Annotated in this window: 27 protein-coding genes; 17 read left to right on the forward strand and 10 right to left on the reverse strand. The window is 52.7% G+C overall.

Going from position 1 to position 26,512, the window contains the following annotated elements:
* Positions 1-1,137 (reverse strand): 23S rRNA (guanine(1835)-N(2))-methyltransferase RlmG, encoded by a 1,137-nt coding sequence (gene rlmG, locus OGX86_RS21375; RefSeq protein ID WP_008785866.1) that lies wholly within the window; start codon positions 1,135-1,137, stop codon positions 1-3.
* 82 nt (positions 1,138-1,219) lie between these two features.
* Between rlmG and OGX86_RS21380 the strand changes: the two genes are divergently transcribed.
* From OGX86_RS21380 to sstT, 4 genes are all read left to right on the forward strand, one after another.
* Positions 1,220-1,720 carry a M48 metallopeptidase family protein gene (locus tag OGX86_RS21380; RefSeq protein WP_008785867.1) on the forward strand — a complete coding sequence of 167 codons (501 nt, stop codon included), beginning with the start codon at positions 1,220-1,222 and terminating at the stop codon, positions 1,718-1,720.
* Between the two features lie 72 nt (positions 1,721-1,792).
* Entirely contained in the window at positions 1,793-2,791 is a 999-nt protein-coding gene (locus OGX86_RS21385) for a Gfo/Idh/MocA family protein (RefSeq protein ID WP_136392362.1), read from the forward strand.
* Positions 2,792-3,061: 270 nt separating this feature from the next.
* Entirely contained in the window at positions 3,062-4,030 is a 969-nt protein-coding gene (locus OGX86_RS21390; RefSeq protein ID WP_048216385.1) for a TerC family protein, read from the forward strand.
* Positions 4,031-4,271: 241 nt separating this feature from the next.
* Positions 4,272-5,516 (forward strand): serine/threonine transporter SstT, encoded by a 1,245-nt coding sequence (sstT, locus tag OGX86_RS21395; RefSeq protein ID WP_048215489.1) that lies wholly within the window; start codon positions 4,272-4,274, stop codon positions 5,514-5,516.
* A 16-nt stretch (positions 5,517-5,532) separates the two neighbouring features.
* Here the strand turns inward: sstT and OGX86_RS21400 are convergent, their stop codons facing one another.
* From OGX86_RS21400 to uxaC, 3 genes are all read right to left on the reverse strand, one after another.
* Positions 5,533-6,087: a YgjV family protein gene (locus tag OGX86_RS21400; protein WP_234103426.1), complete on the reverse strand. Its 555-nt coding sequence runs from the start codon at positions 6,085-6,087 to the stop codon at positions 5,533-5,535.
* Between the two features lie 138 nt (positions 6,088-6,225).
* Positions 6,226-7,713 carry a UxaA family hydrolase gene (locus tag OGX86_RS21405; RefSeq protein WP_032945078.1) on the reverse strand — a complete coding sequence of 496 codons (1,488 nt, stop codon included), beginning with the start codon at positions 7,711-7,713 and terminating at the stop codon, positions 6,226-6,228.
* Between the two features lie 15 nt (positions 7,714-7,728).
* Positions 7,729-9,141, reverse strand: coding sequence for a glucuronate isomerase (gene uxaC / locus OGX86_RS21410; RefSeq protein ID WP_003024811.1), 1,413 nt, complete (start codon positions 9,139-9,141; stop codon positions 7,729-7,731).
* A 471-nt stretch (positions 9,142-9,612) separates the two neighbouring features.
* Between uxaC and OGX86_RS21415 the strand changes: the two genes are divergently transcribed.
* The 11 genes from OGX86_RS21415 to OGX86_RS21465 all read left to right on the forward strand — a co-directional run bounded on the left by OGX86_RS21415 (position 9,613) and on the right by OGX86_RS21465 (position 16,892).
* A complete protein-coding gene (locus OGX86_RS21415; protein WP_003828557.1) occupies positions 9,613-10,914 on the forward strand; it encodes an MFS transporter in 1,302 nt (433 codons plus the stop codon).
* A gap of 134 nt (positions 10,915-11,048) precedes the next feature.
* On the forward strand, positions 11,049-11,825 hold the full coding sequence (gene exuR / locus OGX86_RS21420; protein WP_003828559.1) for a transcriptional regulator ExuR: 777 nt from the start codon (positions 11,049-11,051) through the stop codon (positions 11,823-11,825).
* A gap of 348 nt (positions 11,826-12,173) precedes the next feature.
* Positions 12,174-12,836, forward strand: a complete 663-nt coding sequence (yqjA, locus tag OGX86_RS21425) for a DedA family general envelope maintenance protein YqjA (RefSeq protein ID WP_003828561.1) — start codon at positions 12,174-12,176, stop codon at positions 12,834-12,836.
* Positions 12,837-12,854: 18 nt separating this feature from the next.
* Positions 12,855-13,223, forward strand: a complete 369-nt coding sequence (gene mzrA, locus OGX86_RS21430; RefSeq protein ID WP_162623447.1) for an EnvZ/OmpR regulon moderator MzrA — start codon at positions 12,855-12,857, stop codon at positions 13,221-13,223.
* A gap of 148 nt (positions 13,224-13,371) precedes the next feature.
* Positions 13,372-13,740 carry a DUF1090 domain-containing protein gene (locus OGX86_RS21435; protein ID WP_032941739.1) on the forward strand — a complete coding sequence of 123 codons (369 nt, stop codon included), beginning with the start codon at positions 13,372-13,374 and terminating at the stop codon, positions 13,738-13,740.
* 33 nt (positions 13,741-13,773) lie between these two features.
* Positions 13,774-14,079, forward strand: a complete 306-nt coding sequence (locus tag OGX86_RS21440; protein WP_003024832.1) for an ElaB/YgaM/YqjD family protein — start codon at positions 13,774-13,776, stop codon at positions 14,077-14,079.
* A gap of 2 nt (positions 14,080-14,081) precedes the next feature.
* The gene (locus OGX86_RS21445) at positions 14,082-14,477 is read left to right on the forward strand and encodes a phage holin family protein (protein ID WP_003828567.1); all 396 of its coding nucleotides are present in this window, start codon (positions 14,082-14,084) and stop codon (positions 14,475-14,477) included.
* Positions 14,477-14,776 (forward strand): YqjK-like family protein, encoded by a 300-nt coding sequence (locus OGX86_RS21450; RefSeq protein ID WP_003828569.1) that lies wholly within the window; start codon positions 14,477-14,479, stop codon positions 14,774-14,776. Before OGX86_RS21445 ends, OGX86_RS21450 begins: the two co-directional genes overlap by 1 nt.
* Positions 14,777-14,949: 173 nt before the next feature.
* A complete protein-coding gene (locus tag OGX86_RS21455; protein WP_003024847.1) occupies positions 14,950-15,342 on the forward strand; it encodes a DoxX family protein in 393 nt (130 codons plus the stop codon).
* A 72-nt stretch (positions 15,343-15,414) separates the two neighbouring features.
* Entirely contained in the window at positions 15,415-16,401 is a 987-nt protein-coding gene (gene yqjG, locus OGX86_RS21460; protein WP_168978915.1) for a glutathionyl-hydroquinone reductase YqjG, read from the forward strand.
* Positions 16,402-16,526: 125 nt separating this feature from the next.
* Positions 16,527-16,892 carry a DUF805 domain-containing protein gene (locus tag OGX86_RS21465; protein ID WP_008785879.1) on the forward strand — a complete coding sequence of 122 codons (366 nt, stop codon included), beginning with the start codon at positions 16,527-16,529 and terminating at the stop codon, positions 16,890-16,892.
* 108 nt (positions 16,893-17,000) lie between these two features.
* On the opposite strand, the gene yhaJ is transcribed toward OGX86_RS21465, so the two are convergent.
* Positions 17,001-17,897, reverse strand: a complete 897-nt coding sequence (gene yhaJ / locus OGX86_RS21470) for a DNA-binding transcriptional regulator YhaJ (RefSeq protein ID WP_003024855.1) — start codon at positions 17,895-17,897, stop codon at positions 17,001-17,003.
* A 104-nt stretch (positions 17,898-18,001) separates the two neighbouring features.
* On the opposite strand from yhaJ, the gene OGX86_RS21475 reads away from it, so the two are divergent.
* Positions 18,002-18,703, forward strand: coding sequence for a pirin family protein (locus tag OGX86_RS21475; RefSeq protein ID WP_048225671.1), 702 nt, complete (start codon positions 18,002-18,004; stop codon positions 18,701-18,703).
* Positions 18,704-18,729: 26 nt separating this feature from the next.
* Positions 18,730-18,879 carry a protein YhaL gene (locus OGX86_RS21480; RefSeq protein WP_003828578.1) on the forward strand — a complete coding sequence of 50 codons (150 nt, stop codon included), beginning with the start codon at positions 18,730-18,732 and terminating at the stop codon, positions 18,877-18,879.
* Between the two features lie 54 nt (positions 18,880-18,933).
* Here OGX86_RS21480 and OGX86_RS21485 read toward each other — a convergent pair whose 3' ends face one another.
* The 5 genes from OGX86_RS21485 to pflB all read right to left on the reverse strand — a co-directional run bounded on the left by OGX86_RS21485 (position 18,934) and on the right by pflB (position 26,500).
* Positions 18,934-20,244 carry an L-cysteine desulfidase family protein gene (locus OGX86_RS21485; RefSeq protein WP_008785880.1) on the reverse strand — a complete coding sequence of 437 codons (1,311 nt, stop codon included), beginning with the start codon at positions 20,242-20,244 and terminating at the stop codon, positions 18,934-18,936.
* Positions 20,245-20,268: 24 nt separating this feature from the next.
* Entirely contained in the window at positions 20,269-21,600 is a 1,332-nt protein-coding gene (locus OGX86_RS21490; protein WP_048215483.1) for an SLC5/6 family protein, read from the reverse strand.
* Positions 21,601-22,344: 744 nt separating this feature from the next.
* On the reverse strand, positions 22,345-23,709 hold the full coding sequence (gene tdcG, locus OGX86_RS21495) for an L-serine ammonia-lyase (protein ID WP_128317124.1): 1,365 nt from the start codon (positions 23,707-23,709) through the stop codon (positions 22,345-22,347).
* Positions 23,710-23,796: 87 nt separating this feature from the next.
* Complete coding sequence (locus tag OGX86_RS21500; protein WP_003024870.1) at positions 23,797-24,192, reverse strand: enamine/imine deaminase; 396 nt, start codon at positions 24,190-24,192, stop codon at positions 23,797-23,799.
* Positions 24,193-24,205: 13 nt separating this feature from the next.
* On the reverse strand, positions 24,206-26,500 hold the full coding sequence (gene pflB / locus OGX86_RS21505; RefSeq protein WP_043017750.1) for a formate C-acetyltransferase: 2,295 nt from the start codon (positions 26,498-26,500) through the stop codon (positions 24,206-24,208).
* Between the last annotated feature and the right edge of the window lie 12 nt (positions 26,501-26,512).

Here is a 26,512-nt window from a genome sequence, read left to right on the forward strand (position 1 = left end):
TTACCGACGGCGACCGGTTTTGACCGCTTTCAGCACCACGAATTTATTATTGGTGGCGATGGTCACGCAGTTGCCGAATATCTTCTTCAGCTTGTGGAAGTAGTCGAGGTGACGGTTAGCTACGATGTACAGCTCACCGTTGATTTTCAGGCAGCGGCGGGCGTGGTGGAACATTTCCCAGGCAATGTTATCCGTCAGCGCGTGCTTCTGGTGGAACGGTGGGTTGCACAGCACAGCGTTAAAGCGGAACGGTTCAACACCAGACAGCGCGTTGTTAATCATAAACTCGCAGCGATCCAGCGCTTCAGGCATGTTACTTTCCACGTTCAGGCGGCTTGAAGCCACCGCCATTGGCGATTCATCAACAAATACCACGCTGGCTTCTGGGTTTTTCGCCAGCAGCGTCATACCGATGACGCCGTTGCCGCAACCGAGATCCACAATCTCCCCTTCGAGGTTTTCCGGCAGATGCTCGATAAAAAAGCGCGCGCCGATATCCAGCCCGGTACGGGAGAAGACGTTGGCGTGGTTATGGATAGTCCAGTCGGTGCCTTCCAGCTTCCAGCTTAGCGTTTGCGAGGCAGCGGCCAGCTCCGGTTTGCTGAACGTACAGTTGATCAATCGGGCTTTTTTCCACGCCAGCGTAGTAGTGGTTGGACCCAGCACTTTTTCAAACAGTTCCAGCGTCGAGGTATGTACATCACGCGCTTTTGCCCCGGCGATGATGCGCGTTTCTGGCGTTACCACTTCGCGCAGCGCACGCAGTTGCTGCTCCAGCAGCGCCATGGTTTTTGGCAGCTTAATCAGCACCACGCCCGGCGCCTGCGGATAGTCAGCGGTACTGTCGAGGAACTTGACGCTCGACTCGGCAATATCGTTGTGACGCAGGTTCTCGCGCGTGGCAAGCTCGCTGAGATAGGAATCGCCGATGCTGTACGGCGTATGTTCCGCCAGCGCACAGCCCAGCGCGCCGAAGGTATCATTCAGGATCAGCACCGGGCCGCTAATCTCGGTATCGTCCAGCTGTTGCAGCAGATATTCATCTGCAGCTTCCCACGCCAGCAGCGGGTTAACGTCATCCGTTTCCGGGAAACGTTTAAGTGACAGCGAACGGAAACCGTTGTCTATGTGGCTCATCGGCCCTCCTGAATGGTAAAATTTCGGCGTATCCCTGAAAAGGGTGCGTGAGTATACACTTTTATGATTTGCGTGGACATGAATGAACCAACTAACTTACCTCCAGGGCTACCCGGAACATTTGCTTTCTCAAGTGAGAACGCTGATTGCTGAGCAGCGCCTGGGCGCAGTGCTGGAGAAGCGCTATCCGGGTACGCATGACTTCGCGACCGACAAAGCGCTCTGGCAATATACCCAGGATCTGAAAAATCAGTTTCTGCGTAACGCCCCGCCGCTGAATAAAGTCATGTATGACAGCAAGATCCACGTTCTGAAGAATGCACTTGGGCTGCATACCGCCGTCTCTCGCGTGCAGGGCGGTAAGCTCAAAGCCAAAGCGGAGATCCGCGTCGCCACCGTGTTTCGCAGCGCCCCAGAACCCTTTTTACGCATGATAGTCGTTCATGAACTGGCGCATCTGAAAGAAAAAGAACATGACAAAGCGTTTTACCAGCTTTGCTGTCATATGGAGCCTCAGTATCATCAACTGGAGTTCGATACCCGCCTGTGGTTAACGCAACAATCGTTAAAGCAAACTGCGTAGTCGCGCACTGGCTTTGTCTTCAGGGCATGCTAAATTGACAAAAGAATCCCTTTTCGCAGCCTGAAGGCCTTTATGATACGTTTCGCAGTAATTGGCACAAACTGGATCACCCGCCAGTTTGTCGATGCCGCCCATGAAACCGGCAAGTATAAGTTAACCGCAGTCTATTCCCGTAGCCTTGAGCAGGCACAGACCTTCGCCAACGATTACCCTGTCGAACATCTGTTTACCTCACTGGAAGCGATGGCGCAAAGCGAGGCAATCGACGCTGTCTATATCGCCAGCCCTAACTCCCTGCACTTTCCACAGACCGAGCTGTTTTTGCGGCACAAAAAGCATGTTATTTGCGAAAAGCCGCTGGCCTCCAATCTGGCGCAAGCCGAAGCCGCTATCGCCTGCGCGCGTGAGAATCAGGTCGTGCTGTTTGAAGCGTTTAAAACCGCCTACCTGCCTAATTTCCTGCAGTTACAGCAATCACTACCCAGAGTAGGAAAAATCAGGAAAGCGTTTATCAATTACTGCCAGTACTCCTCGCGTTACCAGCGCTATCTGGACGGTGAAAATCCGAACACGTTTAATCCGGCATTCTCCAATGGCTCGATTATGGATATCGGTTTTTACTGCCTGGCCTCAGCGGTTGCGCTGTGGGGCGAACCGCTGAGCGTTCAGGCCAGCGCCAGCCTGCTGGAAAGTGGCGTGGATGCCCACGGCGTGGTAGTGATGAATTACGGTGATTTCAGCGTTACGCTCCAGCACTCAAAAGTAAGCGACTCGGTATTAGCCAGTGAAATTCAGGGCGAGTCGGGATCGCTGGTCATCGAGCATATCTCCGAATGCCAAAAGGTGTGCTTCGTGCCACGCGGTGGGAAAACGCAGGATCTGACGACGCCTCAACACATCAATACTATGCTGTATGAGGCAGAGGCTTTTGCCCATTTGGTTGAATCCGGCGAAGTGGATCACCCGGCACTGGCCGTCAGCCGTATCACCGCCAAACTGCAAACGGAGATTCGCCGCCAGACCGGCGTGGTTTTCCCGGCAGACGAAGCGGAAACATCGCTGACTGCGTAAAGGTGTGTAAAACGAATGTTGCAGGCCATTGACTGAAAGCATGGCCTGTAATATTTTGTAACCCGCAAAGGGGAGTAACTTCGTTGTCGGTTGATCGTCATTACGATGTGTGAAAAACCACATCCGGTCACCGGGCGATAACAAAGGAATACGCCACCGTATTCCTTTGTTGTTGTAAGTGAGACCTTGCCGAATGGCAAGGTCTATGCATAAAAAGCAGCGGCTAACGTCATTCGGCGTTGGCCGTTTTTTTATGCATGGGGAAATACAATGAATACTGTCGGCACACCGTTGTTATGGGGTGGCTTCGCTGTCGTGGTGGTAATTATGCTGGCCATCGACCTGCTGTTACAGGGTCGTCGTGGCGCGCATACGATGTCAATGAAGCAGGCTGCGGCCTGGTCAATCGTCTGGGTTACGCTGTCGTTACTGTTTAACGCCGCCTTCTGGTGGTACCTGGCGGAAACCCAGGGGCGCGCCGTTGCCGACCCACAGGCGCTGGCGTTCCTGACCGGCTATTTGATCGAAAAATCGCTGGCGGTAGATAACGTCTTTGTCTGGTTGATGCTGTTCAGTTACTTCTCCGTACCGCCTGCGTTGCAGCGTCGGGTACTGGTGTATGGCGTGCTGGGTGCGATTGTGCTGCGTACGATCATGATCTTCGCCGGCAGCTGGCTTATCACCCAGTTTGAGTGGCTGTTGTACGTGTTCGGCGCGTTCCTGTTGTTTACCGGCGTGAAGATGGCGCTGGCGAAAGAAGATGCCTCCGGTATTGGCGACAGACCGTTAGTACGCTGGCTGCGCGGTCATTTGCGCATGACCGATACCATCGAAGATGAAAAATTCTTCGTGCGTAAAAACGGCCTGCTGTTTGTTACGCCGCTGATGCTGGTGTTGATTCTGGTTGAGCTGAGCGATGTGATTTTTGCCGTCGACAGTATTCCGGCTATCTTTGCCGTGACCACCGACCCGTTCATCGTGCTGACCTCGAACCTGTTTGCTATTTTGGGTCTGCGCGCGATGTACTTCCTGCTGGCGGGCGTGGCGGAGCGTTTCTCCATGCTGAAGTACGGCTTGTCGGTCATTCTGGTGTTTATCGGTATTAAGATGCTGATCGTCGATTTTTACCATATCCCGATCGCTATCTCGTTAGGCGTGGTATTTGGCATTCTGTTTGTGACGCTGGTTGTTAACGCGTGGGTCAACCACCAGCACGATAAAAAGCAGCAAATACAGTAAGTTTCATCTGCTAGCTGAAAAGCCCGACAGCACACTGCGTGCGTCGGGCTTTTTGTTTATCATGTCAAAATAATGTTAAGTTAAAGTTATAAAATATGATCTCAACGCGGAATCCAGGATATTTCGCTTCCCGAACCGCGTTCTTTCCTTATACTCAGCCATGCAAACATTTGCCGATCCTGAAAGATGCGTCAACAGAACGCACAAAGGTAAGGCAACAACACAATGAAAGGATTACTACATGACTACGCAACGTTCATCGGGGCTACTCTCGCGTTTGGCGCAAGGGAGCCTGGTTAAACAAATTTTGATCGGTTTGGTACTGGGGATTTTACTGGCACTGGTGTCAAAACCTGCGGCTGAAGCCGTTGGTTTGCTGGGTACGCTGTTCGTCGGCGCATTAAAAGCCGTGGCGCCAATTCTGGTTCTGATGCTGGTGATGGCTTCTATCGCCAACCACCAGCACGGGCAAAAAACCAATATCCGCCCCATTCTGTTTCTCTACCTGCTCGGAACATTTTCAGCGGCATTAACCGCCGTTGTCTTCAGCTTTGCTTTCCCATCAACACTGCATCTTTCCAGCAGCGCGGGGGATATCGTACCGCCATCCGGGATTGTTGAAGTGATGCGTAGCCTGCTGATGAGCATGGTTTCTAACCCAATTGATGCTCTGCTGAACGCCAACTATATTGGTATTCTGGTATGGGCTGTCGGCCTGGGCTTTGCGCTGCGCCACGGCAATGAAACGACCAAAAATCTGGTCAATGATATGTCCAACGCCGTCACCTTTATGGTGAAGCTGGTGATTCGTTTCGCGCCAATCGGTATCTTTGGTCTGGTCTCCTCCACGCTGGCAACCACCGGTTTCGCCACGCTTTGGGGCTACGCCCAACTGCTGACCGTACTGGTAGGCTGTATGCTGCTGGTGGCATTTGTGGTTAACCCACTGCTGGTCTTCTGGAAAATTCGCCGTAACCCGTACCCTCTGGTGCTGGCCTGTCTGCGTGAAAGCGGCGTGTATGCCTTCTTTACCCGCAGTTCGGCAGCAAATATTCCGGTGAACATGGCACTGTGTGAGAAACTGAATCTGGATCGTGATACCTATTCGGTGTCTATTCCGCTGGGAGCCACCATCAATATGGCGGGCGCGGCGATCACCATTACCGTACTGACGCTGGCGGCGGTGAATACGCTGGGTGTTCCGGTTGATTTACCGACGGCGCTGTTACTGAGCGTGGTGGCTTCGCTGTGTGCCTGTGGTGCATCGGGCGTGGCGGGCGGTTCTCTGCTGCTGATCCCGCTGGCGTGCAACATGTTCGGTATCCCGAATGACATCGCCATGCAGGTTGTTGCCGTTGGCTTTATCATCGGCGTATTGCAGGACTCATGTGAAACGGCGTTGAACTCTTCTACAGACGTCCTGTTTACCGCTGCAGCCTGCCAGGCAGAAGACGAGCGTCTGGCAAATAACGCCCTGCGCGGATAATCTCTACGCCCCTCCGTCATCGGGCGGAGGGGTTCTTTTCTTGTACGCTTTTTTCAATTTTGAACGGATCAATTCCGCGTTTTTGCATCCGCCGGAAGCGAATAATATTCAGGCCGTTCATCACCAGAAAACTCCCTTCGATCATCGTCCCGCCAATCGATCCCAGCCAGAAATTATGGATAACCCAACAGGCAGTTGCGCACCACATGACGCAGCGCACGGTTAACCCTTTGCAGCGGAACAGCGCCCAGGTGCTGGCCAGCGTGCCAATTATCGGCAACAGCTCCATCGCATGTTGTAATTTCGCCAGCCCGAGAACCAGGGTGAGGACAATAAAAACGGTCATTACCCACAGTTTGCGGGTATGCATTGAGACAAGTGTGCGGATGGTGTTGAGTTCTGCGCTCATTCCCGCAGGCCAGGCCCCCATCAGGAAAAAATGCACGCCGATGGTGGCGCTATAGACGGCGAGTTGCAGCCGGAACCGGCGCTCATCGCGATTGAAAAAGGTGGTAATACCGATCAGAAAGGCGATGACACCTACGCCCTGGGCCAGCCAATACGCGGTCATGCAAGCAACCCCAATTCTATCTCGTAGGCCGGATTAGGCGAGTTCGCCGCCATCCGGCAACGGTTTGTGCCTGATGGCGCTGCGCTTATCAGGCCTACGGTTTGCGCAGACCTGTATGCAGGTACCATCAGGTATTTACTACAACGTTACGCCGCTTTTAAATATCGCTAACTCTCTAAAATCATTCCGCTCGTTGCAGGTTTGCTTGCCGTTGGCGAACTCGACGATGGTATCGACAAATTCTTCCAGTAACTGCGGCATCGCTTTGCCGTGGATCAACTGTCCAGCGTCAAAGTCGATCCAGTGCTTTTTCTTCGCCGCCAGCTCGCTGTTGGTAGCAATTTTCACCGTCGGCACAAAACCACCGTACGGCGTACCGCGACCGGTACTGAACAGCACCATATGACAGCCCGCGCCCGCCAGGGCACTGGTCGCCACCGCATCGTTACCCGGTGCGCTCAGCAGGTTCAGACCATGCGTCTTCAGGCGTTCGCCGTAGCGCAATACGTCCACCACCTGGCTGGAGCCTGCTTTTTGCGTGCAGCCGAGAGATTTATCTTCCAGCGTGGTGATACCGCCCGCTTTGTTGCCCGGCGATGGGTTCTCGTAGATCGGCTGGTCGTGAGCAATGAAGTACTGCTTGAAGTCATTGACCATGGTGACCAGCTTGCCGAACGTTTCTTCATCGCGGCAGTGGTCCATCAGCAGTTGCTCGGCGCCGAACATTTCCGGTACTTCGGTCAGTACGGTGGTGCCGCCGTTGGCAATCACGTAGTCAGAAAAACGCCCCAGCATCGGGTTGGCGGTAATACCGGACAGGCCGTCAGAGCCGCCGCATTCCAGACCAAACTTCAGCTCACCCAGTTTACCCGGCTCACGCTTATCGTTACGCATCACGTTGTACAACTGGTGAAGATGTTCAATCCCCGCTTCCACTTCGTCTTCCTGATGTTGGCAGACCATGAAGTGAACGCGCTCAGGATCGTACTCGCCTAAGGTTTCGCGGAAGGCATCAACCTGGTTGTTTTCACAACCAAGGCCAACCACCAGCACCGCACCCGCATTCGGGTGACGCACCATGTTTTGCAGCATGGTGCGGGTGTTAATGTGGTCGTCGCCGAGCTGTGAACAGCCGTAGGTGTGGCTGAAGAGATGCACGCCGTCGATTCCTTCGGCGTCGTTAGTCTCTTTCAGAAAACGGTTCTGCATCTGGCGCGCCATGGCGTTAACACAGCCTACCGTCGGTAGGATCCACAGTTCGTTGCGCACGCCAACATCGCCGTTGGCACGACGGTAGATCTGCACATCGCGATCCGCCGGTTGTGCAACTTCCGCCTGAAAATCAGGGTGGTAGCTATACGTGTCCAGGTCGCTCAGATTAGTGCGCGTGTTGTGAGCATGAATATGCTCACCCGCCGCAACGTCCACCAGCGTATGACCAATTGGCAAACCGTATTTAATGACGTTTTCGCCTTTCGCAATATCACGTAAAGCGAATTTATGGCCACGAGAGACCGCCTGACGCAGGGTTACCGCCTGCCCATCAACGGTGACTTCGGTTCCTTCAGCCAAATCAGCGAGCGCTACCGCGACGTTATCCAGCGCATGGATCTTGATGTATTGCATACCTTCACCCGGGCCTTAGTTCAGTTCAATGGCGAAGTAATCACGCGCATTGTTAAAGCAAATATTTCTGACCATTTCACCCAGCAACTGGATATCTGCCGGTGCTTCACCTGCAGCAACCCAACGGCCAATCATCTGGCACAGAATGCGACGGAAGTATTCATGGCGCGTGTATGACAGGAAGCTACGGCTATCGGTCAGCATGCCGACGAAACGGCTCAGCAGGCCGAGCTGGGCCAGCTGCGTCATCTGACGTTCCATCCCGTCTTTCTGATCGTTGAACCACCAGCCGGAACCGAACTGCATCTTGCCCGGCATACCTTCGCCCTGGAAGTTGCCGATCATGGTGCCCAGCACTTCGTTATCACGCGGGTTCAGGCAGTAGAGAATGGTTTTCGGCAGCAGGTTCTGTTCATTCTGCTTGCTCAGCAGTTTGGACAGTTCTTCAGCCATCGGACGGTCATTGATGGAGTCGAAGCCAACATCCGCGCCCAACAGTTTGAACTGGCGCAGGTTGTTATTACGCAGCGCGCCGATGTGGTACTGCTGTACCCATTCGCGACGAGCATATTCCGCACCAAGGAACACCAGCACGGCGGTTTTAAACTGGGCAACTTCATGCTCACTCAGGGTTTCACCCGCCAGGCGACGCGCCAGAATGCTATCCAGTTCAGATTCGTTAGATTCGGCAAACAGCACCACGTCCAGCGCGTGGTCAGAAACTTTACAGCCGTGAGCCGCGAAGTGATCCAGACGTTTGGTCAGTGCAGCTTGCAGATCGCTGAATCGGCGGATATCCGTGTCAGACACTTCACCGAGCTTCGCCATGTAGTCATTAAAGGTCGCCAGCTCAATGTTAAAGGCTTTATCCGGACGCCAGCTCGGCAGCACTTTCACATCAAAGCTTCCGTCTTTAGCAACGGCCGCATGATGCTCCAGAGAGTCGATCGGGTCATCGGTAGTGCCGACCATTTTCACATTCATCTGCTGCATGATACCGCGCGCGGAGAATTTATCCTGCGCCAGCAGCTCGTTGCACTGGTTCCAGATTTCATCAGCAGTCGCAGGAGAAAGCAGCTTACCTGTAATACCAAACGGACGACGTAATTCGAGGTGGGTCCAGTGATACAGCGGGTTACCGATAGTGTGCGGAACCGTGGCGGCCCATGCGTCAAACTTCTCGCGATCGGACGCATCGCCGGTACACAAGCGCTCAGCGACGCCATTGGTACGCATCGCACGCCATTTGTAGTGATCACCCTTCAGCCAGATGTCATACAGGTTATTAAAACGGTAGTTTTCAGCGATTTGTTGCGGTGGTAAATGGCAGTGGTAATCGAAGATCGGCTGGTCTTTGGCGTAATCATGGTACAGACGGCGGGCAAATTCGGTGTCCAGCAGGAAATCTTCAGTCATAAACGGGGTCATTATCGTCTTCCTCTCAACGAGTGCGTCAGATTGCTTATGTTTTGATGTTGACAAAGTTATCACACCAATTTCCATACACTGAAGATATTTTCGTGAGTTAGATCAACAAATGGTGACAAAAAAATTACTCTCAAAGAGGTAAATCACGCGTCAAGCCGCGCCAGCGCTGGCTTTGCTGAATCGAAATAATGACCACACGAAGATTCACACTTTTGTGATGGCACTCACCTTTTAAAGCTGTATGACAAGTTATCTTTTGGCCGTCGCGATACATAAGCCGACGGAATGCAAATTACCGATGTATAACCATCGGATTGACCGGTACGGAAACCGAATTAGCACAATTATTGACATGGCAAAGTTCGGGGAGTACCGGATTTTTTTCGGTCCCCCCTCGTAAAAGAACATCCTCCGCCCTGAACTGGAAGATGACCGCTCGTTCGCGGACATAACAAAACGATGAGGTTTTACATGCGTAAAATTAAAGGGTTACGTTGGTACATGATTGCACTGGTGACGCTTGGCACCGTGCTGGGTTACCTGACACGTAACACTGTGGCGGCAGCTGCGCCAACTCTGATGGAAGAGTTACACATCTCCACTCAACAGTATTCCTATATCATCGCAGCGTATTCTGCTGCTTACACCGTAATGCAACCCGTTGCCGGCTACGTGCTCGATGTGCTCGGCACAAAAGTTGGTTACGCGATGTTCGCCGTTCTGTGGGCCGTCTTCTGTGGCGCGACCGCACTGGCTGGCAGTTGGGGTGGACTGGCGCTGGCGCGTGGCGCGGTAGGTGCCGCTGAAGCCGCAATGATCCCTGCGGGTTTGAAAGCCAGTTCTGAGTGGTTCCCGGCAAAAGAACGTTCAATTGCCGTGGGGTACTTTAACGTCGGCTCTTCTATCGGTGCGATGATTGCTCCGCCGCTGGTCGTCTGGGCAATCGTCATGCACAGCTGGCAGATGGCATTCATTATTTCCGGTGCGCTGAGCTTCATCTGGGCGATGTGCTGGCTTGTGTTCTACAAACACCCGCGCGACCAGAAAAAGCTGTCTGATGAAGAACGTGATTACATTCTGAATGGTCAGGAATCACAGCATAAAAACGCGACCTCGAAAAAAATGTCGCTCGGTCAGATCCTGCGTAACCGCCAGTTCTGGGGCATCGCACTGCCGCGTTTCCTGGCAGAGCCGGCCTGGGGTACCTTCAACGCCTGGATCCCGCTGTTCATGTTTAAAGTCTACGGCTTTAACCTGAAAGAGATTGCGATGTTTGCCTGGATGCCGATGCTGTTTGCTGACCTGGGCTGTATCGTTGGGGGCTACTTACCGCCGCTGTTCCAGCGCTGGTTCGGCGTTAACCTGATCGTTTCACGTAAAATGGTCGTCACCATGGGCGCATTGCTGATGATTGGCCCAGGGATGATTGGTCTGTTCACCAGCCCGTACATTGCTATCGCCCTGCTGTGCGTCGGCGGCTTTGCTCACCAGGCGCTGTCCGGTGCGCTGATTACGCTTTCTTCTGACGTATTTGGTCGTAATGAAGTGGCAACGGCAAACGGCCTGACCGGTATGTCCGCCTGGCTTGCAAGTACGCTGTTTGCACTGGTTGTTGGCGCACTGGCTGACACCATCGGCTTTAGCCCGCTGTTCGCCGTACTGGCGGTATTCGACCTGCTCGGCGCACTCGTTATCTGGACGGTATTGCAGAACAAATCGGCCAGCGAGGTCGACTCGGGATCACAGACTGGCGATCCTGCTCCGCAAAATTAACCCGCTGTTTTTCATCAAGGGTATATAATGCGAAGCCGCCAGTTATCTGGCGGCTTTTTTATCGCCGCGAGTGGAGCAGTAATCGCAAAAGTGGTATAACAAATATAGTCTGCCGTATCATGCCTGGAGCGCATATGGAAATCACCGAACCACGACGTTTGTACCAACAACTTGCAGCTGATCTGAAAGAACGCATTGAGCAAGGCGTCTATCTGGTGGGTGACAAACTCCCTGCCGAGCGCTTTATCGCCGATGAAAAAAATGTCAGCCGTACCGTGGTTCGTGAAGCAATTATCATGCTCGAGGTGGAGGGTTACGTTGAGGTGCGCAAAGGATCGGGGATCCACGTCATTTCCAACCAACCCAGACATTATGTTGCGCCAGATGAAAACCTGGAATTCGCCAGCTACGGTCCTTTCGAGCTGCTCCAGGCGCGTCAGCTCATAGAAAGCAACATTGCCGAGTTTGCCGCCACGCAGGTGACCAAACAGGACATCATGAAGCTGATGGAGATTCAGGAGAAATCACGTAACGAAAAAAGCTTTCGTGACTCCGAGTGGGATCTCCAGTTCCATGTGCAGGTAGCCCTGGCAACGCAGAACTCGGCTCTGGCCGCGATTGTTGAAAAAATGTGGACTCAGCGCATTCATAACCCCTACTGGAAGAAACTGCACGACCACATCGACCTGCGCACGGTTGATAACTGGTGTGATGACCATGACCAGATCCTTCGGGCGCTGATTCGCAAAGATCCTCATGCCGCCAAACTGGCGATGTGGCAGCATCTTGAGAACACGAAGCAGATGCTGTTTAACGAAACCAGCGATGATTTTGAGTTCAATGCGGACCGTTATCTATTTACCGAAAATCCGGTCGTTCATCTCGATACAGCGGCTAACAGCGCAAAATAAACAATCTTATCAATGCAGGCGCGACCACGCGCCTGTTTCTGACACTTGGTAAGCATTAGGTATAAAATGTCAGCCTGTGTAAATCCTCTCGCCACCCTCCATTGCGATAAGCAAAATCACAGTTCAACAACCGTAATTTCTATAACGGACTACGTTGACCTTTGTTACAATTAGATGCTGTTTGAATTTTTGTGTTTAAGAGCTTGCTAACTTCACAACTTTACAGGGAATAGTTCAGGCCGTGAATTTGTATCAAACCGCGAGTCATGTAAAAAATATTAATAAAATCGTGGTGTTACAAAACCCAGAAAACCGGCATGACGACAACCGATTCTCCAGGAATATTGAATGGAACTACTGACTCAATTACTAAATGCTTTATGGGCTCAGGATTTTGAAACGCTGGCCAATCCTTCCATGATTGGCATGCTCTATTTTGTACTCTTTACCATTTTGTTTCTGGAAAACGGACTGCTGCCAGCAGCCTTTTTACCTGGCGACAGTTTGCTGGTACTGGTCGGCGTACTTATTGCCAAAGGCGCAATGGGTTTTCCGCAAACGGTGCTATTACTCACTACCGCAGCCAGCCTCGGTTGCTGGCTCAGCTATATACAAGGTCGATGGTTGGGCAATACCCGCACAGTGCAAAACTGGTTATCTCATCTTCCTGCACATTACCATCAGCGTGCGCATCATCTGTTCCATAAGCATGGCTTGTCTGCGCTGCTGGTCGGTCGCTTTATCGCGTTTGTCAGAACATTACTGCCGACCATCGCAGGATTGTCCGGCCTGAACAATGCGCGCTTTCAGTTCTTCAACTGGATGAGCGGACTGCTTTGGGTCCTTATTCTCACATCGTTGGGCTATCTGCTTGGCAAAACACCGGTGTTTCTCAAATATGAAGATCAACTGATGTCTTGCCTGATGCTGCTTCCTGTGGTGTTACTGGTGTTTGGTCTGGCAGGTTCACTGGTTGTTCTTTGGAAAAAGAAATACGGGAACCGAGGGTAAATTATGCTGAAATCATGCATAACGCTCCGACGACTTGCCTGGTCCACCACTTTTATGTTGTTCATCGGCGCGTTGCTCCTGACCTGGTCGGTCATTCGCCAGCAGGAGTCAACGCTTGCCATTCGTGCCGTAAACCAGGGAGCCAGCATGCCTGATGGCTTCTCTATCTGGCATCACCTGGATGCCAACGGCATTCGTTTTAAAAGCATCACTCCGCAAAATGACGCCCTGCTGATTACCTTTGATTCCAGTGCGCAGAGCGCAGCGGCAAAGGTCGTACTGGATCGAACGTTACCGCACGGTTTCGTTATCGCTCAGCAGGATGATAATAATCAGGCGGTTCAGTGGTTATCCCGCTTACGTGAGACCCCACACCGTTTTGGTTAATTTCCAGGAATCTGAATTAGATCACTCACTTTGGTGATTTCACCGTTTAGCGCCTATGATTAATAAACTGGGTTTATGACCCAACGCTTTATTATTCTGGAGCATCGACCCTAAACGAAGAGGTCGAATCACAATGGAAGGTTCAAGAATGAAATACCGCATCGCTTTGGCAATTAGCCTTTTCGCTCTCAGTGCCGGCAGCTACGCCACCACCCTCTGTCAGGAAAAAGAACAAGACATTCAGCGGGAGATTAGCTATGCCGAAAAACACAACAATCAGAGCCGTATCAATGGGCTGAACAAAGCGCTGAGCGAAGTCAGAGCAAACTGTACTGACAGCAAACTGCGCGCTAACCATCAGAAAAAGATCGCCGAGCAGAAAAATGAGATTGCCGAGCGTCAACGTGACTTAGCCGAAGCTAAGCAAAAAGGCGATGCGGATAAGGTAGCAAAGCGTGAACACAAGCTTGCTGAAGCCCAGCAAGAGCTAAAAGAACTCGAGACCCGCGATTACTAAGTACGGTAACTAGCCACTCAACTGGAGAAAACTATGTCGAAAGATAATGCTACGGAAAACCTGCGCGCTGAGCTGAAATCTCTTGCGGATACGCTTGAAGAAGTACTTAGCTCCTCTGGCGATAAGTCGAAGGAAGAGATGAGTAAAATTCGCAGCAAAGCCGAACATGCGCTGCGCGAGAGCCGCCATCGTCTGAGTGAAACCAGCGATGTAATTGCCAAACAGACCCGTGAAGCCGCGGCTAAAGCCGATAACTACGTGCGCGAAAACCCATGGACAGGCGTCGGCATTGGCGCTGCAGTCGGTGTGGTGCTTGGTGTACTGCTGTCGCGCCGTTAACAATGGCTGATTCTCAACACGCACAAGGTCCAGGCAAAGGCGTACTGGGTATTGGACAGCGGATCCTGACGATTCTCGTTGAGATCGTAGAAACACGGCTGCGGCTGGCCGTCGTTGAGCTGGAAGAGGAAAAAGCCAATCTCATCCAGATCCTGCTGATGCTTGGGCTGACTATGCTGTTCGCGGCGTTTGGCCTGATGAGCCTGATGGTGCTTATCATCTGGGCCATTGACCCTCAATACCGCCTGAACGCCATGATTGCCACCACCGTTGTGCTGTTGCTGTTAGCGCTGATTGGCGGGATATGGACGCTGCGTAAAGCACGTAAAACAACGCTGCTACGCCATACACGCCAGGAACTCGCTAATGACAGGCAAGCCCTGGAGGATGATGCATAATGAGCAGCAAAGTCGAACGTCAAAAGCGTAAGGCGCAACTGCTTGGACAGATCCAGCAGCAACGGCTGGATCTGTCTGCTACTCGCCGCGACTGGCTGGAAGCCACCGAGGTCTACGATCGTGGCTGGAAGACGCTACTGAACCTGCGTGGCTGGGTGTTGGTCGGGAGCAGTATTATGGCGGTTCGCACCATCCGCAACCCGAATCTGCTGGTTCGCTGGGCTAAGCGCGGCTTTAGCGTCTGGAGTATCTGGCGTCTGGTGAAATCGACCATCAGACAGCAGCAACTGCGCGGCTAATCCTTTCCTTACCCCCAACCTCAAAATTTTTGAAAAATACTGACAGTTTTCCTTGCTAACAATTCTCATTAAGCACGTTTATGATTCTCTCCATCGACAGCAACGACGCGCTCTGCAGCGTCGATGCACAAAAAAACACAATAAGCCGCCTGAGTGGTTTCCTGGAGAGTATGATGAAGAAATTAGAAGATGTTGGTGTACTGGTAGCGCGCATTCTGATGCCAATCCTGTTTATTACCGCAGGTTGGGGAAAAATCACCGGATATGCGGGTACCCAACAGTACATGGAAGCCATGGGCGTCCCAGGATTTATGCTGCCGCTGGTGATTCTGCTTGAGTTTGGCGGCGGTCTGGCAATTCTGTTCGGTTTCCTGACCCGTACAACCGCGCTGTTCACCGCAGGCTTCACATTGCTGACGGCGTTCCTCTTCCACAGCAACTTTGCGGAAGGTGTGAACTCTCTGATGTTCATGAAAAACCTGACCATCGCAGGCGGTTTCCTGCTGCTGGCTATCACCGGTCCAGGCGCATTTAGTATTGACCGCGTGCTGAATAAAAAGTGGTAATCAAACTATACTGAACACATCAAAAAGCGAGGAGATATCTCCTCGCTTTTGCTATCTGAGGAGGCGAAAATCATGGGACAACTGATTGACGGCGTCTGGCATGACACCTGGTACGATACCAAATCAACCGGTGGAAAATTTCAACGTTCTGCATCGGCTTTCCGTAACTGGCTCACCGCGGATGGCGCGCCTGGCCCGACCGGTGAAGGTGGCTTTGCTGCCGAAAAAGACCGCTATCATCTATACGTTTCTCTGGCCTGTCCGTGGGCGCATCGCACGCTGATTTTGCGCAAACTCAAAGGGCTGGAACCGTTTATTTCCGTGTCCGTTGTACATCCGTTGATGCTGGAAAACGGCTGGACCTTTGACGACAACTTCCCGGCGGCAACCGGCGATACCCTGTATCAGCACGAATTTCTTTATCAGCTCTATTTACACGCCGATCCGCACTACAGCGGTCGGGTCACCGTTCCGGTGCTGTGGGATAAAAAGAACCACACTATTGTCAGCAACGAATCTGCAGAAATCATCCGCATGTTTAACACCGCGTTTGATGCGCTGGGCGCGAAAGCCGGAGATTACTATTCCCCTGCCCTGCAAAGTAAAATCGACGAGCTGAACGGCTGGATTTATGACAACGTTAATAATGGCGTGTATAAAGCCGGATTTGCCACCAGTCAGGAAGCCTACGACGACGCCGTGGATAACGTCTTTCAATCTCTGGCACGACTGGAGCAGATCCTTGGGCAACATCGCTACCTGACCGGCAACCAGTTAACAGAAGCAGATATTCGCCTGTGGACCACACTGGTACGCTTTGATCCCGTGTATGTCACCCACTTCAAGTGCGACAAACACCGGATTAGCGACTATCTGAACCTGTACGGTTTCCTGCGTGATATCTACCAGATGCCGGGCATTGCGGAAACTGTCAATTTCGATCACATCCGCAATCACTACTTCCGTAGCCACAAAACCATTAACCCGACCGGCATTATTTCTGTTGGGCCGTGGCAGGACCTCAACGAACCCCACGGGCGTGACGAGCGTTTCGCCTGATTTACACAGGCCCCCATCTGGGGGCCAAATAATTAATACCGCAAATATTTACCATCATTCCATTCACAGCTATTCTTAATTTGATTACTTTAAAAACAAGTAATTGAATGCAGAACGAGGCAAAAATGGATTGGTATTTAAACGTATTAAAGAATTACTTTGGTTTTGGTGGCCGCGCGCGTCGTAAAGAATACTGGATGTTTGTGCTGGTCAACATCATCTTCACATTCGTGCTGGGTATTCTGGACAGAATGTTTGGCTGGGAGCGCGCCGGTGGAGAAGGCATATTAACGACGATTTACGGGGTTCTGGTCTTTATTCCGTGGTGGGCGGTACAGTTCCGGCGTTTACATGACACCGATCGTTCAGCCTGGTGGCTACTGGTGCTGCTGATCCCGATCGTTGGCTGGCTGGTGATCATCATTTTCAACTGTCAAAACGGAACTCAGGGGAGTAACCGCTTCGGGCCCGATCCCAAACAGTTATCCTGACGTAGCATATGTAGATGCCTGATGGCGCTGCGCTTATCAGGCCTACAACATACTCCGTCTTCCATGCCGGATAAGGTGCTTCGCACCGCATCCGGCGTAACAGTCAGGCTATTTACCCGCAAACAGCTTGGGGATTTCCCGCAGACACCAGGATTTCGCCTCGCCCATGCTGTCACGACGCCAGGCCATAATAATATCTATCTCGCTTGTCGATTCCGGACTAACTACCCGCAGCCGACCAGCCGCAATATCCTCTTCCACCAGCGGGTACGGCATCGTCGCCACGCCAAGACCGGCCAACAGCGCCTGGCGTTTATCTTCTATCGTACTCACCGTCAGACGCGGCTGTTTATCCAGCAGTTGGACGGTCAGCACCGGACGTTCACGGGCGGTATCCGCTACCGCGATCCCGCGGTATTTCACGCGGGTGACTTCCGATAACGGTTCCGGCTCCTGATGGATGGGATGATCCGGGGCCGCTACATAGACGTTCATCAGCGAGTACAGCTTGCGCGAGTTGATTTCTGAGGATGAGCGAAAATGCATATCCGGCGCAATCACGATATCCGCCCGCCCCTGCTCAAGACGCTCCCACGCCCCGGCCAGAACTTCGGTAATAACGGAAAGCTGGGTATTGGCCTTCCCGGCAAGCCTGTCGATCAGCGGGAAAAACGCCGCCGTCGGCACCAGTGCTTCGGTAACGATGGTCAGATGCGTTTCCCAACCACGAGCCAGCGCTTCAGCGTCGGTGGTCAGTTTATCCGCAGCTTCCAGCAGTACGCGCCCACGCTCCAGCAGCATACGCCCAACGTTAGTGAATTTTGTGCGATGACCTGAACGGTCAAACAGCACCACGTCCAGCTCCTCCTCCAACTTCTGCATGGTATAGCTAAGTGCGGAAGGAACGCGTCCCAGTTCATCTGCCGCTGCAGCAAAACTACCGCGCCTGTCTATTGCGTCCATGACGCGTAACGCTTCAAGCGTTAAAGCCCTTTCTTTGGCCATTTCGTTCTCATTCAGGAAATTTGAACATACCGGGCAGAATATCTGGCTAACAATGCAGCGTCTAGCCATTTAACATAAAAGGAAGTAAAGAGAGGTCAAGAACTATGATTACTACCCGTACAGCCAAACAATGCGGGCAAGCAGACTACGGCTGGCTGCAGGCCCGTTATACCTTCTCCTTTGGACACTATTTTGATCCTAAACTGCTGGGTTATGCCTCGCTGCGTGTTCTGAACCAGGAAGTCCTGGCACCGGGGGCCTCTTTCCAGCCACGGACCTATCCGAAAGTGGATATCGTTAATCTGATCCTCGAAGGGGAAGCAGAATACCGCGACAGCGAAGGCAACCATGTTAAGGCCAAAGCAGGTGAAGTTTTACTGCTCGCGACACAGCCCGGGATTAGCTATAGCGAACACAATATCAGCAAAGACAAACCGTTAACCCGGATGCAGCTCTGGCTGGACGCCTGCCCGCAGCGTGAAAATGCCTGCGTACAGAAGGCCACGCTGGGTACCGGTAAGCATCAACTGCTGGCCTCGCCGGACGGTGAACAAGGCAGCCTGCATCTGCGCCAACAGGTATGGGTGCACCACGTTGAGCTGCAGCAAGGTGAATCGCTGAGTTTTCAGTTACATGGGCCACGTGCTTATTTACAGTCGATTCACGGCAGGTTCCATGCGGTGACGTCTGGCGCAGAAAAAGAAGCGCTCACCTGTGGCGATGGGGCATTTATTCGTGACGAAACTAACATAACGTTAGTCGCCGATACCCCGCTGCGCGCTTTGCTGATAGATTTGCCCGTATAGTCAGGAAAAACAATGGAGTACGACTATTGAGCAAGAAATCATCAAAAAAACGCCAGCCTCAGGTTGAGCCGAAAAAACAGGAAACAGTTACCTTCGGCTATGAAGAAATGCTGACAGAGCTGGAAGCGATTGTGGCCGATGCCGAACTACGGCTGGAAGACGAAGAAGCCGCCTGAACAGGCGGCTTAGACTTATGCCGGGTGGCAGCAACGCCTTACCCGGCCTACAGATTAATGTGCCTTACTGGCCATGATCTCAATAATCTGCTTGTCGGTTTCCTGCATTGAACGACACGCCAGCGCACACAGGTTAGCGATAGATTGTTCCACGTTATGCGCCACAATCCCTTCGTTGCCGGTTACAGCAGTATCATCCAGCGCCATCAGTACCGCTTTCCACGCCGCGGAAGCACTGGTTGAGACTTTCATCGCGCAGCTGTTTGAAGCGCCATCACAAATCATTCCGCTCACGTCGCCAATCATGCTACTGATCGCCATCGCGATGGTGTTGTAGCGACCATCTACGATCCATGCCATCCCCGCAGCTGCCCCCATCGCCGCCGTGGTTGCTGCACACAGTGCAGACAAACGCGGAAGCTGATGATGGATGTAGATAGCGCTCAGATGAGACAACATTAGCGCACGTGCCAGTTTCTCCTCATCCGCGCCAAAGTGCTCGGCCACCACCATCACCGGAACAGTCGCGGTAATGCCCTGATTACCGGAGCCGGAGTTGCTCATGGCCGGCAGCGTCGCCCCGCCCATTCGCGCATCCGACGCCGCACTGGTACGGATCAGAATAGAGGTGGAGAGATCGTTCGCCAGCAGGCCACGCGCACACTGCTTCTCAAGCGTGGTTCCGATGTGCAAACCCCAGTTACCGCGCAGCCCTTCCTGAGACAGCGCACCGTTCAGTTTTGCCGCATCGAGGATAAAGCGGATTGACTCAAACGGTACCGCATTCACGAACGCCAGAATCTCTTCCAGCGAGGTGTGAGACAGTACCGCCAGCGGCGACTCCTGTTCCTCTTCCTGAGCATTCTGTTCTGTGGTGAACACTACGCCCTTATTGGTCTCGATGTGCACAATGTTGGTATGACCGCCCACAATCGTCACGCACGCCCATCCTTCAGCACTGTAAACCTTCGCGCGGGAAAAGAGGATGTCCTCGCAAGGCTCCTGCAGCATCACCGCAACCTTGCCAGCGCTCAGCATCGCTTTCGCATCGGCGATCGCTTGTGGCGACGCATCTTTCAGTACCTCTAAACCGGCACGGGCATTTCCCCCCAGCGCACCCAGCGCCGCCGCGACAGGTAACCCGACCATTCCGGTACCCGGCACGGTAACACCCATGCCGTTTTTCATCAGGTTCGGTGAGACCCACGCGTCAATGCGTTCAACCGCGCCGTCCAGCTCAGAGGATGCAACCGCCGCCGCCAGAGCCAGAGAGATAGGTTCTGTACAGCCCAACGCAGGCTTAACTTCTTCCTGCACCGCGCGGATAAAACTATCCCATAATGGATTCAATGTAGTCTCAAACATAACAACAACCTTTGCTCAAATATCTCAGGAAAATGCCAGGAACGGAGAAACGCACAACAGCAGGCCCGTGAAAATAATCAGATACAGGGAAACGCCTTTGTATTTGTGCAGTGCAGGAACTTTGTAGACCAGCCAGGCCGGGATCAGACAACCCACCATGCCGAAGATAGGGCTACAAATAGAGGTGAAGCTCAGCACCGGCGCGTTGAGCACAATTGCGCTCCAGGCCAGCAGGATGGCAAAAATCATAATGCCGCGCTGAACAAAGGTTTCGTTGATTTTCTCAGCCGGCATATAGCGGCGCAGAATGTTCATCACGATCCCTTGAGTCGCTTCACGGAAACCTAAGTAGACACCGAAGAAAGCGGTCATAACGGCGAAAATGTTCAGAATAACGCTGACGATTTTCACCCAGCCAGCACCCGCACCATTGATAAATTGCGCGGCAATAGCCAGAGCGGAAATGTTCTGCTCATAAGCTTTAACCGCTTCGTCGTGGCCCATCGCCAACGTGAAGGAAACAGCGTAGAAAAAGACGGTAACAAACAGAATACCGAACGCGATGTTCATGGCACGCAGGGCTTTATGGCGCGCCACTTCGATGGATTTGTTGCGTGAACGGTATGAGATAACCATCGGGCTTAAGGTCTGAATAAACAGAATCGAGGTCAGCGTAAACGGCAGAGTGATGATCGCATTTTTGATCAGCAGCGCCATCGGCGGCAGTGAACCTGCGTTATGCAGATGCCACATCCCTACCATCGACACGCCAAGCGCTGCCACAACCAGCAGCTTGGTCATTACCATGCCGGTGGAGATTTTAAACAGCATTTGTTCCCCGCGTGACGAGATAGCCACCAGGATGCAAATCAGTACCAGGCCATAGAACGGGCTGTCGGACAGTAAACCTTCCGTCACACCAAACGTGTGCAGATAGGAGGCGCTGTCATTGGTGATGGCGGTGGAATAAACGAACATCCAGATAACCAGCATCACAAAATACAACGCACCTAACAGGATGCCCCAGTTCTTACCCAGATAGCCGCTGATCACGCTCGGGTAGTCTTTACACTCTGGGGACTCAGCCAGCGTGTTGATAAACAGGCGCTGGAACAGGTACATGGCTGGGTAGCCGATGATAGAGGAGAGCAAGAACACCCACAGCCCCATCAATCCTACCTGGACAGGAAGAAAAACAATCCCCGCGCCAATTGCCATACCGATACTCATAATGACCCAGCCGGTGTCCGTGCTGTCGAATTTAATGGCTTCACGCCATTCGCTTTCGGTCATTCCCGCCCGACGTGCCGGAGCAGATGCGTCGAGTATTACGCTACTATTCGTTGCCGTTTCCATAATTTCCCGCTCAATGTGTAGGTAGAGGTTTTTATATTTTTTTCGTACTGCATCAATGCGATACGCAGTACTTAGGTGCAGGTGAGCTATTGGAGTAATGAAGAAATCATACGCGCAGGATCAGAGAAAAACTTCACAAACAAACCCCTTTAATTTCTAAAAGTTAAGAAATATTTTCTCTTTTATATGCATATTTAGGATTTAAATTCTATTTTTGAAGCAGATCACAACAAAAAATGTGCACCAAAGTGCTAATGCTGATCAGTTAACACCTCACCTTCTGCGTTTTTTGTTAAAACAGCAAAACAGATTTAACTGGAAGTCAGAGCGTTGAAGCGATGACCCCGGTCCGGCTGAAAATCGATGAGGCGTTGACGGCTGACCGGGACTGCCCGCAGGGATGCGGGCAGAGGGGACGGCCTGCATGGATGCAGGCTCGGCCCCGACCCGACAGGCAGACGGAATAAGACGAATAGCTCGCGCAGTGACGATTTTCCCGCCGGGAGCCTGGGATGCAAGGGAGGCGGCGGTGAGCCTCCCTTGCACGTTCACGGGTAACGGCGTTTCAGAGAAATGACACCGCTGAGGTGAACGGAAGCCTGAGCAAGAATCACATACTCACCATACATACTTAGCTGAGAGGTATTACACCAAAGTGCACTTTTTTATCATGCCGTATTGATGAATTCATTGCCGGATGGCGGCGCTTACGCCTTATCCGGCCTACAAACGCACCCTTTCATCTCAGGTACAGACCACTTTAATCGCCAGACCACCGCGTGACGTTTCGCGGTATTTGTCGTTCATATCTTTGCCCGTTTCGTACATAGTCTCGATCACTTTATCGAGCGAAACGCGTGGCTCAGATGTGCGACGTAGCGCCATGCGTGCGGCGTTGACGGCTTTTACCGCGTTGATCGCATTACGCTCAATGCACGGTATTTGCACCTGTCCAGCAACCGGATCGCAGGTCAGCCCCAGGTTATGCTCCATGGCGATTTCAGCCGCAATACAAACCTGCGACGGGCTACCGCCGAGCAACTCGGTCAGCCCGGCTGCCGCCATTGAACAGGCTACGCCAATTTCACCCTGGCAGCCGACTTCGGCACCAGAAATAGAGGCGTTCATTTTATACAGCGCCCCTATCGCCCCCGCGGCCAGCAAGTAGCGGGCAATGGAGTTTGCATTCACCGGACGGCGGAACTTGTCGTAATAGGCCAATACGGCAGGGATAATTCCACATGCGCCGTTGGTCGGTGCCGTCACAACCCGGCATCCGGCGGCGTTTTCTTCGCTCACGGCCAGCGCGAACATGTTGATCCAGTCGATAACGTTCATCGGGTCGCTGGACAGATTATCGCTGGAAACCAGTAACCGACGTAATGCTACGGCGCGACGCGGTACGTTAAGCGGGCCAGGCAGGACGCCTTCGGTGTTCATGCCGCGCTCAATCCCGGCGTGCATGACATCCCAGATGGCGGCAAAGCCAGCATCGATTTCTTCTTTGCTGCGCATCGCCAGTTCGTTCTGCATCATCAGACCGGAAACGGACAGCCCGTTACGCTCACACAGTTTCAGCAGTTCGCTGGCGGAATGAAAATTGTAGGGCACGTGTGCTTCAACATCATGCGCCTGACCAAATTGCTCCTCTTCAACGATAAAACCACCGCCGACGGAGTAATAGGTTTTGCTTAATAGCGTCTCGGTGCCGTTCCATGCGGTGATACGCATGCCATTTTCATGGCGCGGCAGCGTTTCGGTGTGAAAGAGGATATTTTTGTCTGGGGAGAAATCGACAATATGCGTGCCCTCTGCAACCGGTAAACGTCCGGTACGGGCCACTTCCTGAATAAAGCCAGCGATTGAATCTATATTAACGTTTTGCGGACTGTTACCGGCCAGCCCCATCATGATGGCGACATCTGTCGCATGACCTTTTCCGGTCAGGGAAAGCGATCCATAAAGATCGACCACAATATGCGTAGCCTTGGGAAGTTCCCCGCTGCTGACCAACAGATCGATAAAGCTTTTACCTGCGTTCATTGGCCCCACGGTATGGGAGCTGGAAGGTCCAATGCCAATCTTAAAAATATCGAATGCGCTAATCATATCCACACCCTCGGATTGCCGTTCAGTGAAGACCAGGTTTCACACTCATTAAGGATCGGGGCGATCCTGAGATCGCCCCGCAAGGGATTACAGCGTGTCGCCACGTACGGCGATGGCTTCAATCTCCAGCTTCACATCCTTTGGTAAGCGGGCGACCTGTACGCAGCTGCGCGTAGGGTAAATTGCCTTATGCTCATCAAAGAACTGCTGGTACACCTGATTAATGGTGGCGAAGTCGTTCAGGTCAGAAACGAAAACGGTCGTCTTCACGATATCGCTCACTTTCAAACCTGCGGACTCGACGATCGCTTTCACGTTTTCCAGGCTTTGACGCGCCTGATCGGACACGTTTTCAGCCACTTCACCGGTCTGTGGACACACCGGGATTTGACCTGACGTCAACACCATGCTGCCCAGATCCACACCCTGTACGTAAGGCCCAATCGCCCCTGGCGCACATTCGGTTGCAATTACTTTTCTCATAGTCCCTCCGGCGTCAGAGCGCCTGGGTGAAAGTACGTGAAATAACATCCTGCTGCTGTTCGCGGGTCAGCGCGTTGAAGCGCACCGCATAACCAGACACGCGGATCGTCAGGTTCGGATAGTTTTCCGGGTGCTCAATGGCATCCATCAACATTTCACGGTTCATAACGTTAACGTTCAGATGCTGACCACCTTCCACATGTGCTTCATGGTGGAAGTAACCGTCCAGCAGACCGACCAGGTTGGTTTTACGCACTCCATCCTCTTTGCCCAGCGCTGCCGGCACAATGGAGAAGGTGTACGAGATACCGTCTTTGGCATAGGTGAACGGCAGTTTGGCAACAGAGGTTAACGACGCCACCGCACCTTTACGATCGCGGCCGTGCATCGGGTTCGCTCCTGGCGCAAACGGCGTACCTGCGCGACGTCCGTCCGGCGTATTACCGGTTTTCTGTCCGTACACCACGTTGGAGGTAATGGTCAGAATGGACTGCGTCGGCACCGCGTTACGGTAGGTTGGCAACACCTTAATTTTCTTCATAAAGCGTTCGACCAGGTCGCAGGCAATGCTGTCTACGCGCTCGTCGTTGTTGCCGTATTGCGGATAGTCGCCTTCGATTTCGAAATCAACTGCCAGACCATTTTCATCACGAATCGGTTTCACGCGAGCGTATTTGATAGCCGACAGAGAATCCGCCGCCACGGACAGACCCGCCATACCACAGGCCATCGTGCGATAGACATCACGATCGTGCAGCGCCATCAGCGAAGCTTCGTAGCTGTACTTGTCGTGCATGTAGTGGATGATGTTCAGCGCGCTGATGTACTGCACGGCCAGCCAGTCCATAAAGTGGTCCAGGCTCTCCATCACCGTGTCGTAGTCCAGCACGTCATCCATCAGCGGTGCCGTTTTCGGCCCGACCTGGATTTTCAGCTTCTCATCCACGCCGCCGTTGATTGCATACAGCAACGTTTTGGCGAGGTTGGCACGTGCCCCGAAGAACTGCATTTGCTTGCCGATAACCATCGGGCTGACGCAGCAGGCAATGGCATAGTCATCGCTGTCAAAGTCGGCACGCATCAGATCGTCGTTTTCATACTGCAAAGACGAGGTGATGATAGACACCTGGGCGGCGTACTTTTTGAAGGCTATCGGTAGCTGCTCAGACCACAGCACCGTCAGGTTCGGCTCAGGTGCCGGCCCCATGGTGTGCAGCGTATGCAGGTAGCGGAACGAGTTTTTGGTCACCAGCGTGCGGCCATCCAGTCCCATACCGCCGATAACTTCGGTCGCCCAGATTGGGTCGCCTGAGAACAGGGTGTCGAATTCCGGCGTACGCAGGAAGCGCACCATACGGATCTTCATAATGAAGTGGTCGATCAGCTCCTGCGCCTGCTGCTCGTTTAAAATTCCCGCTTTGAAATCGCGCTCAATGTAGATGTCGAGGAACGATGCGGTACGGCCCAGCGACATAGCGCCACCGTTCTGAGATTTCACCGCAGCCAGGTAAGCAAAGTACACCCACTGCACCGCTTCCTGCGCATTACGCGCCGGACGAGAGATATCGCAGCCGTATTTCGCCGCCATTTCCTGCATTTGCAGCAGGGCGCGACGGTGTTCAGACAGCTCTTCGCGAAGACGAATCGTGGCTTCAAGATTCTGGCCCCACTCCAGGTTCGACTGGAGATCGGCAAACTGCAGTTCACGCTCACGCACCAGATAGCGGATACCGTACAGCGCGACGCGGCGATAATCACCGATGATACGACCACGACCGTAACCATCCGGCAGGCCGGTCAGCACGCCGGATTTACGGCAGCGCAGCATATCCGGAGAGTAGGCGTCGAATACGCCCTGGTTATGGGTTTTACGCAGTTCAGTAAACTGGTATTCAAAATCAGCATCCATCTCACGACCATAAGCATCAAAAGAGCTTTTGATCATATTGATGCCGCCAAACGGATGCAGAGCACGCTTGAGCGGCTTATCCGTTTGTAGACCGACGATTTTTTCCAGTTCTTGTTCAATATAACCGGCGTCATGCGCGGTTATCGTGGTCGCAATATTGGTATCGAAATCAACCGGCGCATGCGTCGAGTTTTCAATACGGATGCCCGCCATAACTTTTTCCCACAATGCAGTGGTCGCAGGCGTTGCTTCGGCGAGGAAAGATTCATCCCCTTCATAAGGCGTATAGTTGTGCTGAATAAAATCACGGACATTAATTTCTTCTTTCCAGTCCGTACCTTTAAAGCCATTCCAGGCTTCGGCATACAGCATATCGCTGGTATCGATATTTACCTTCATGAAAAATAATCT

Source organism: Citrobacter sp. Cpo040, assembly GCF_030332915.1.
Lineage (GTDB): Bacteria > Pseudomonadota > Gammaproteobacteria > Enterobacterales > Enterobacteriaceae > Citrobacter > Citrobacter portucalensis.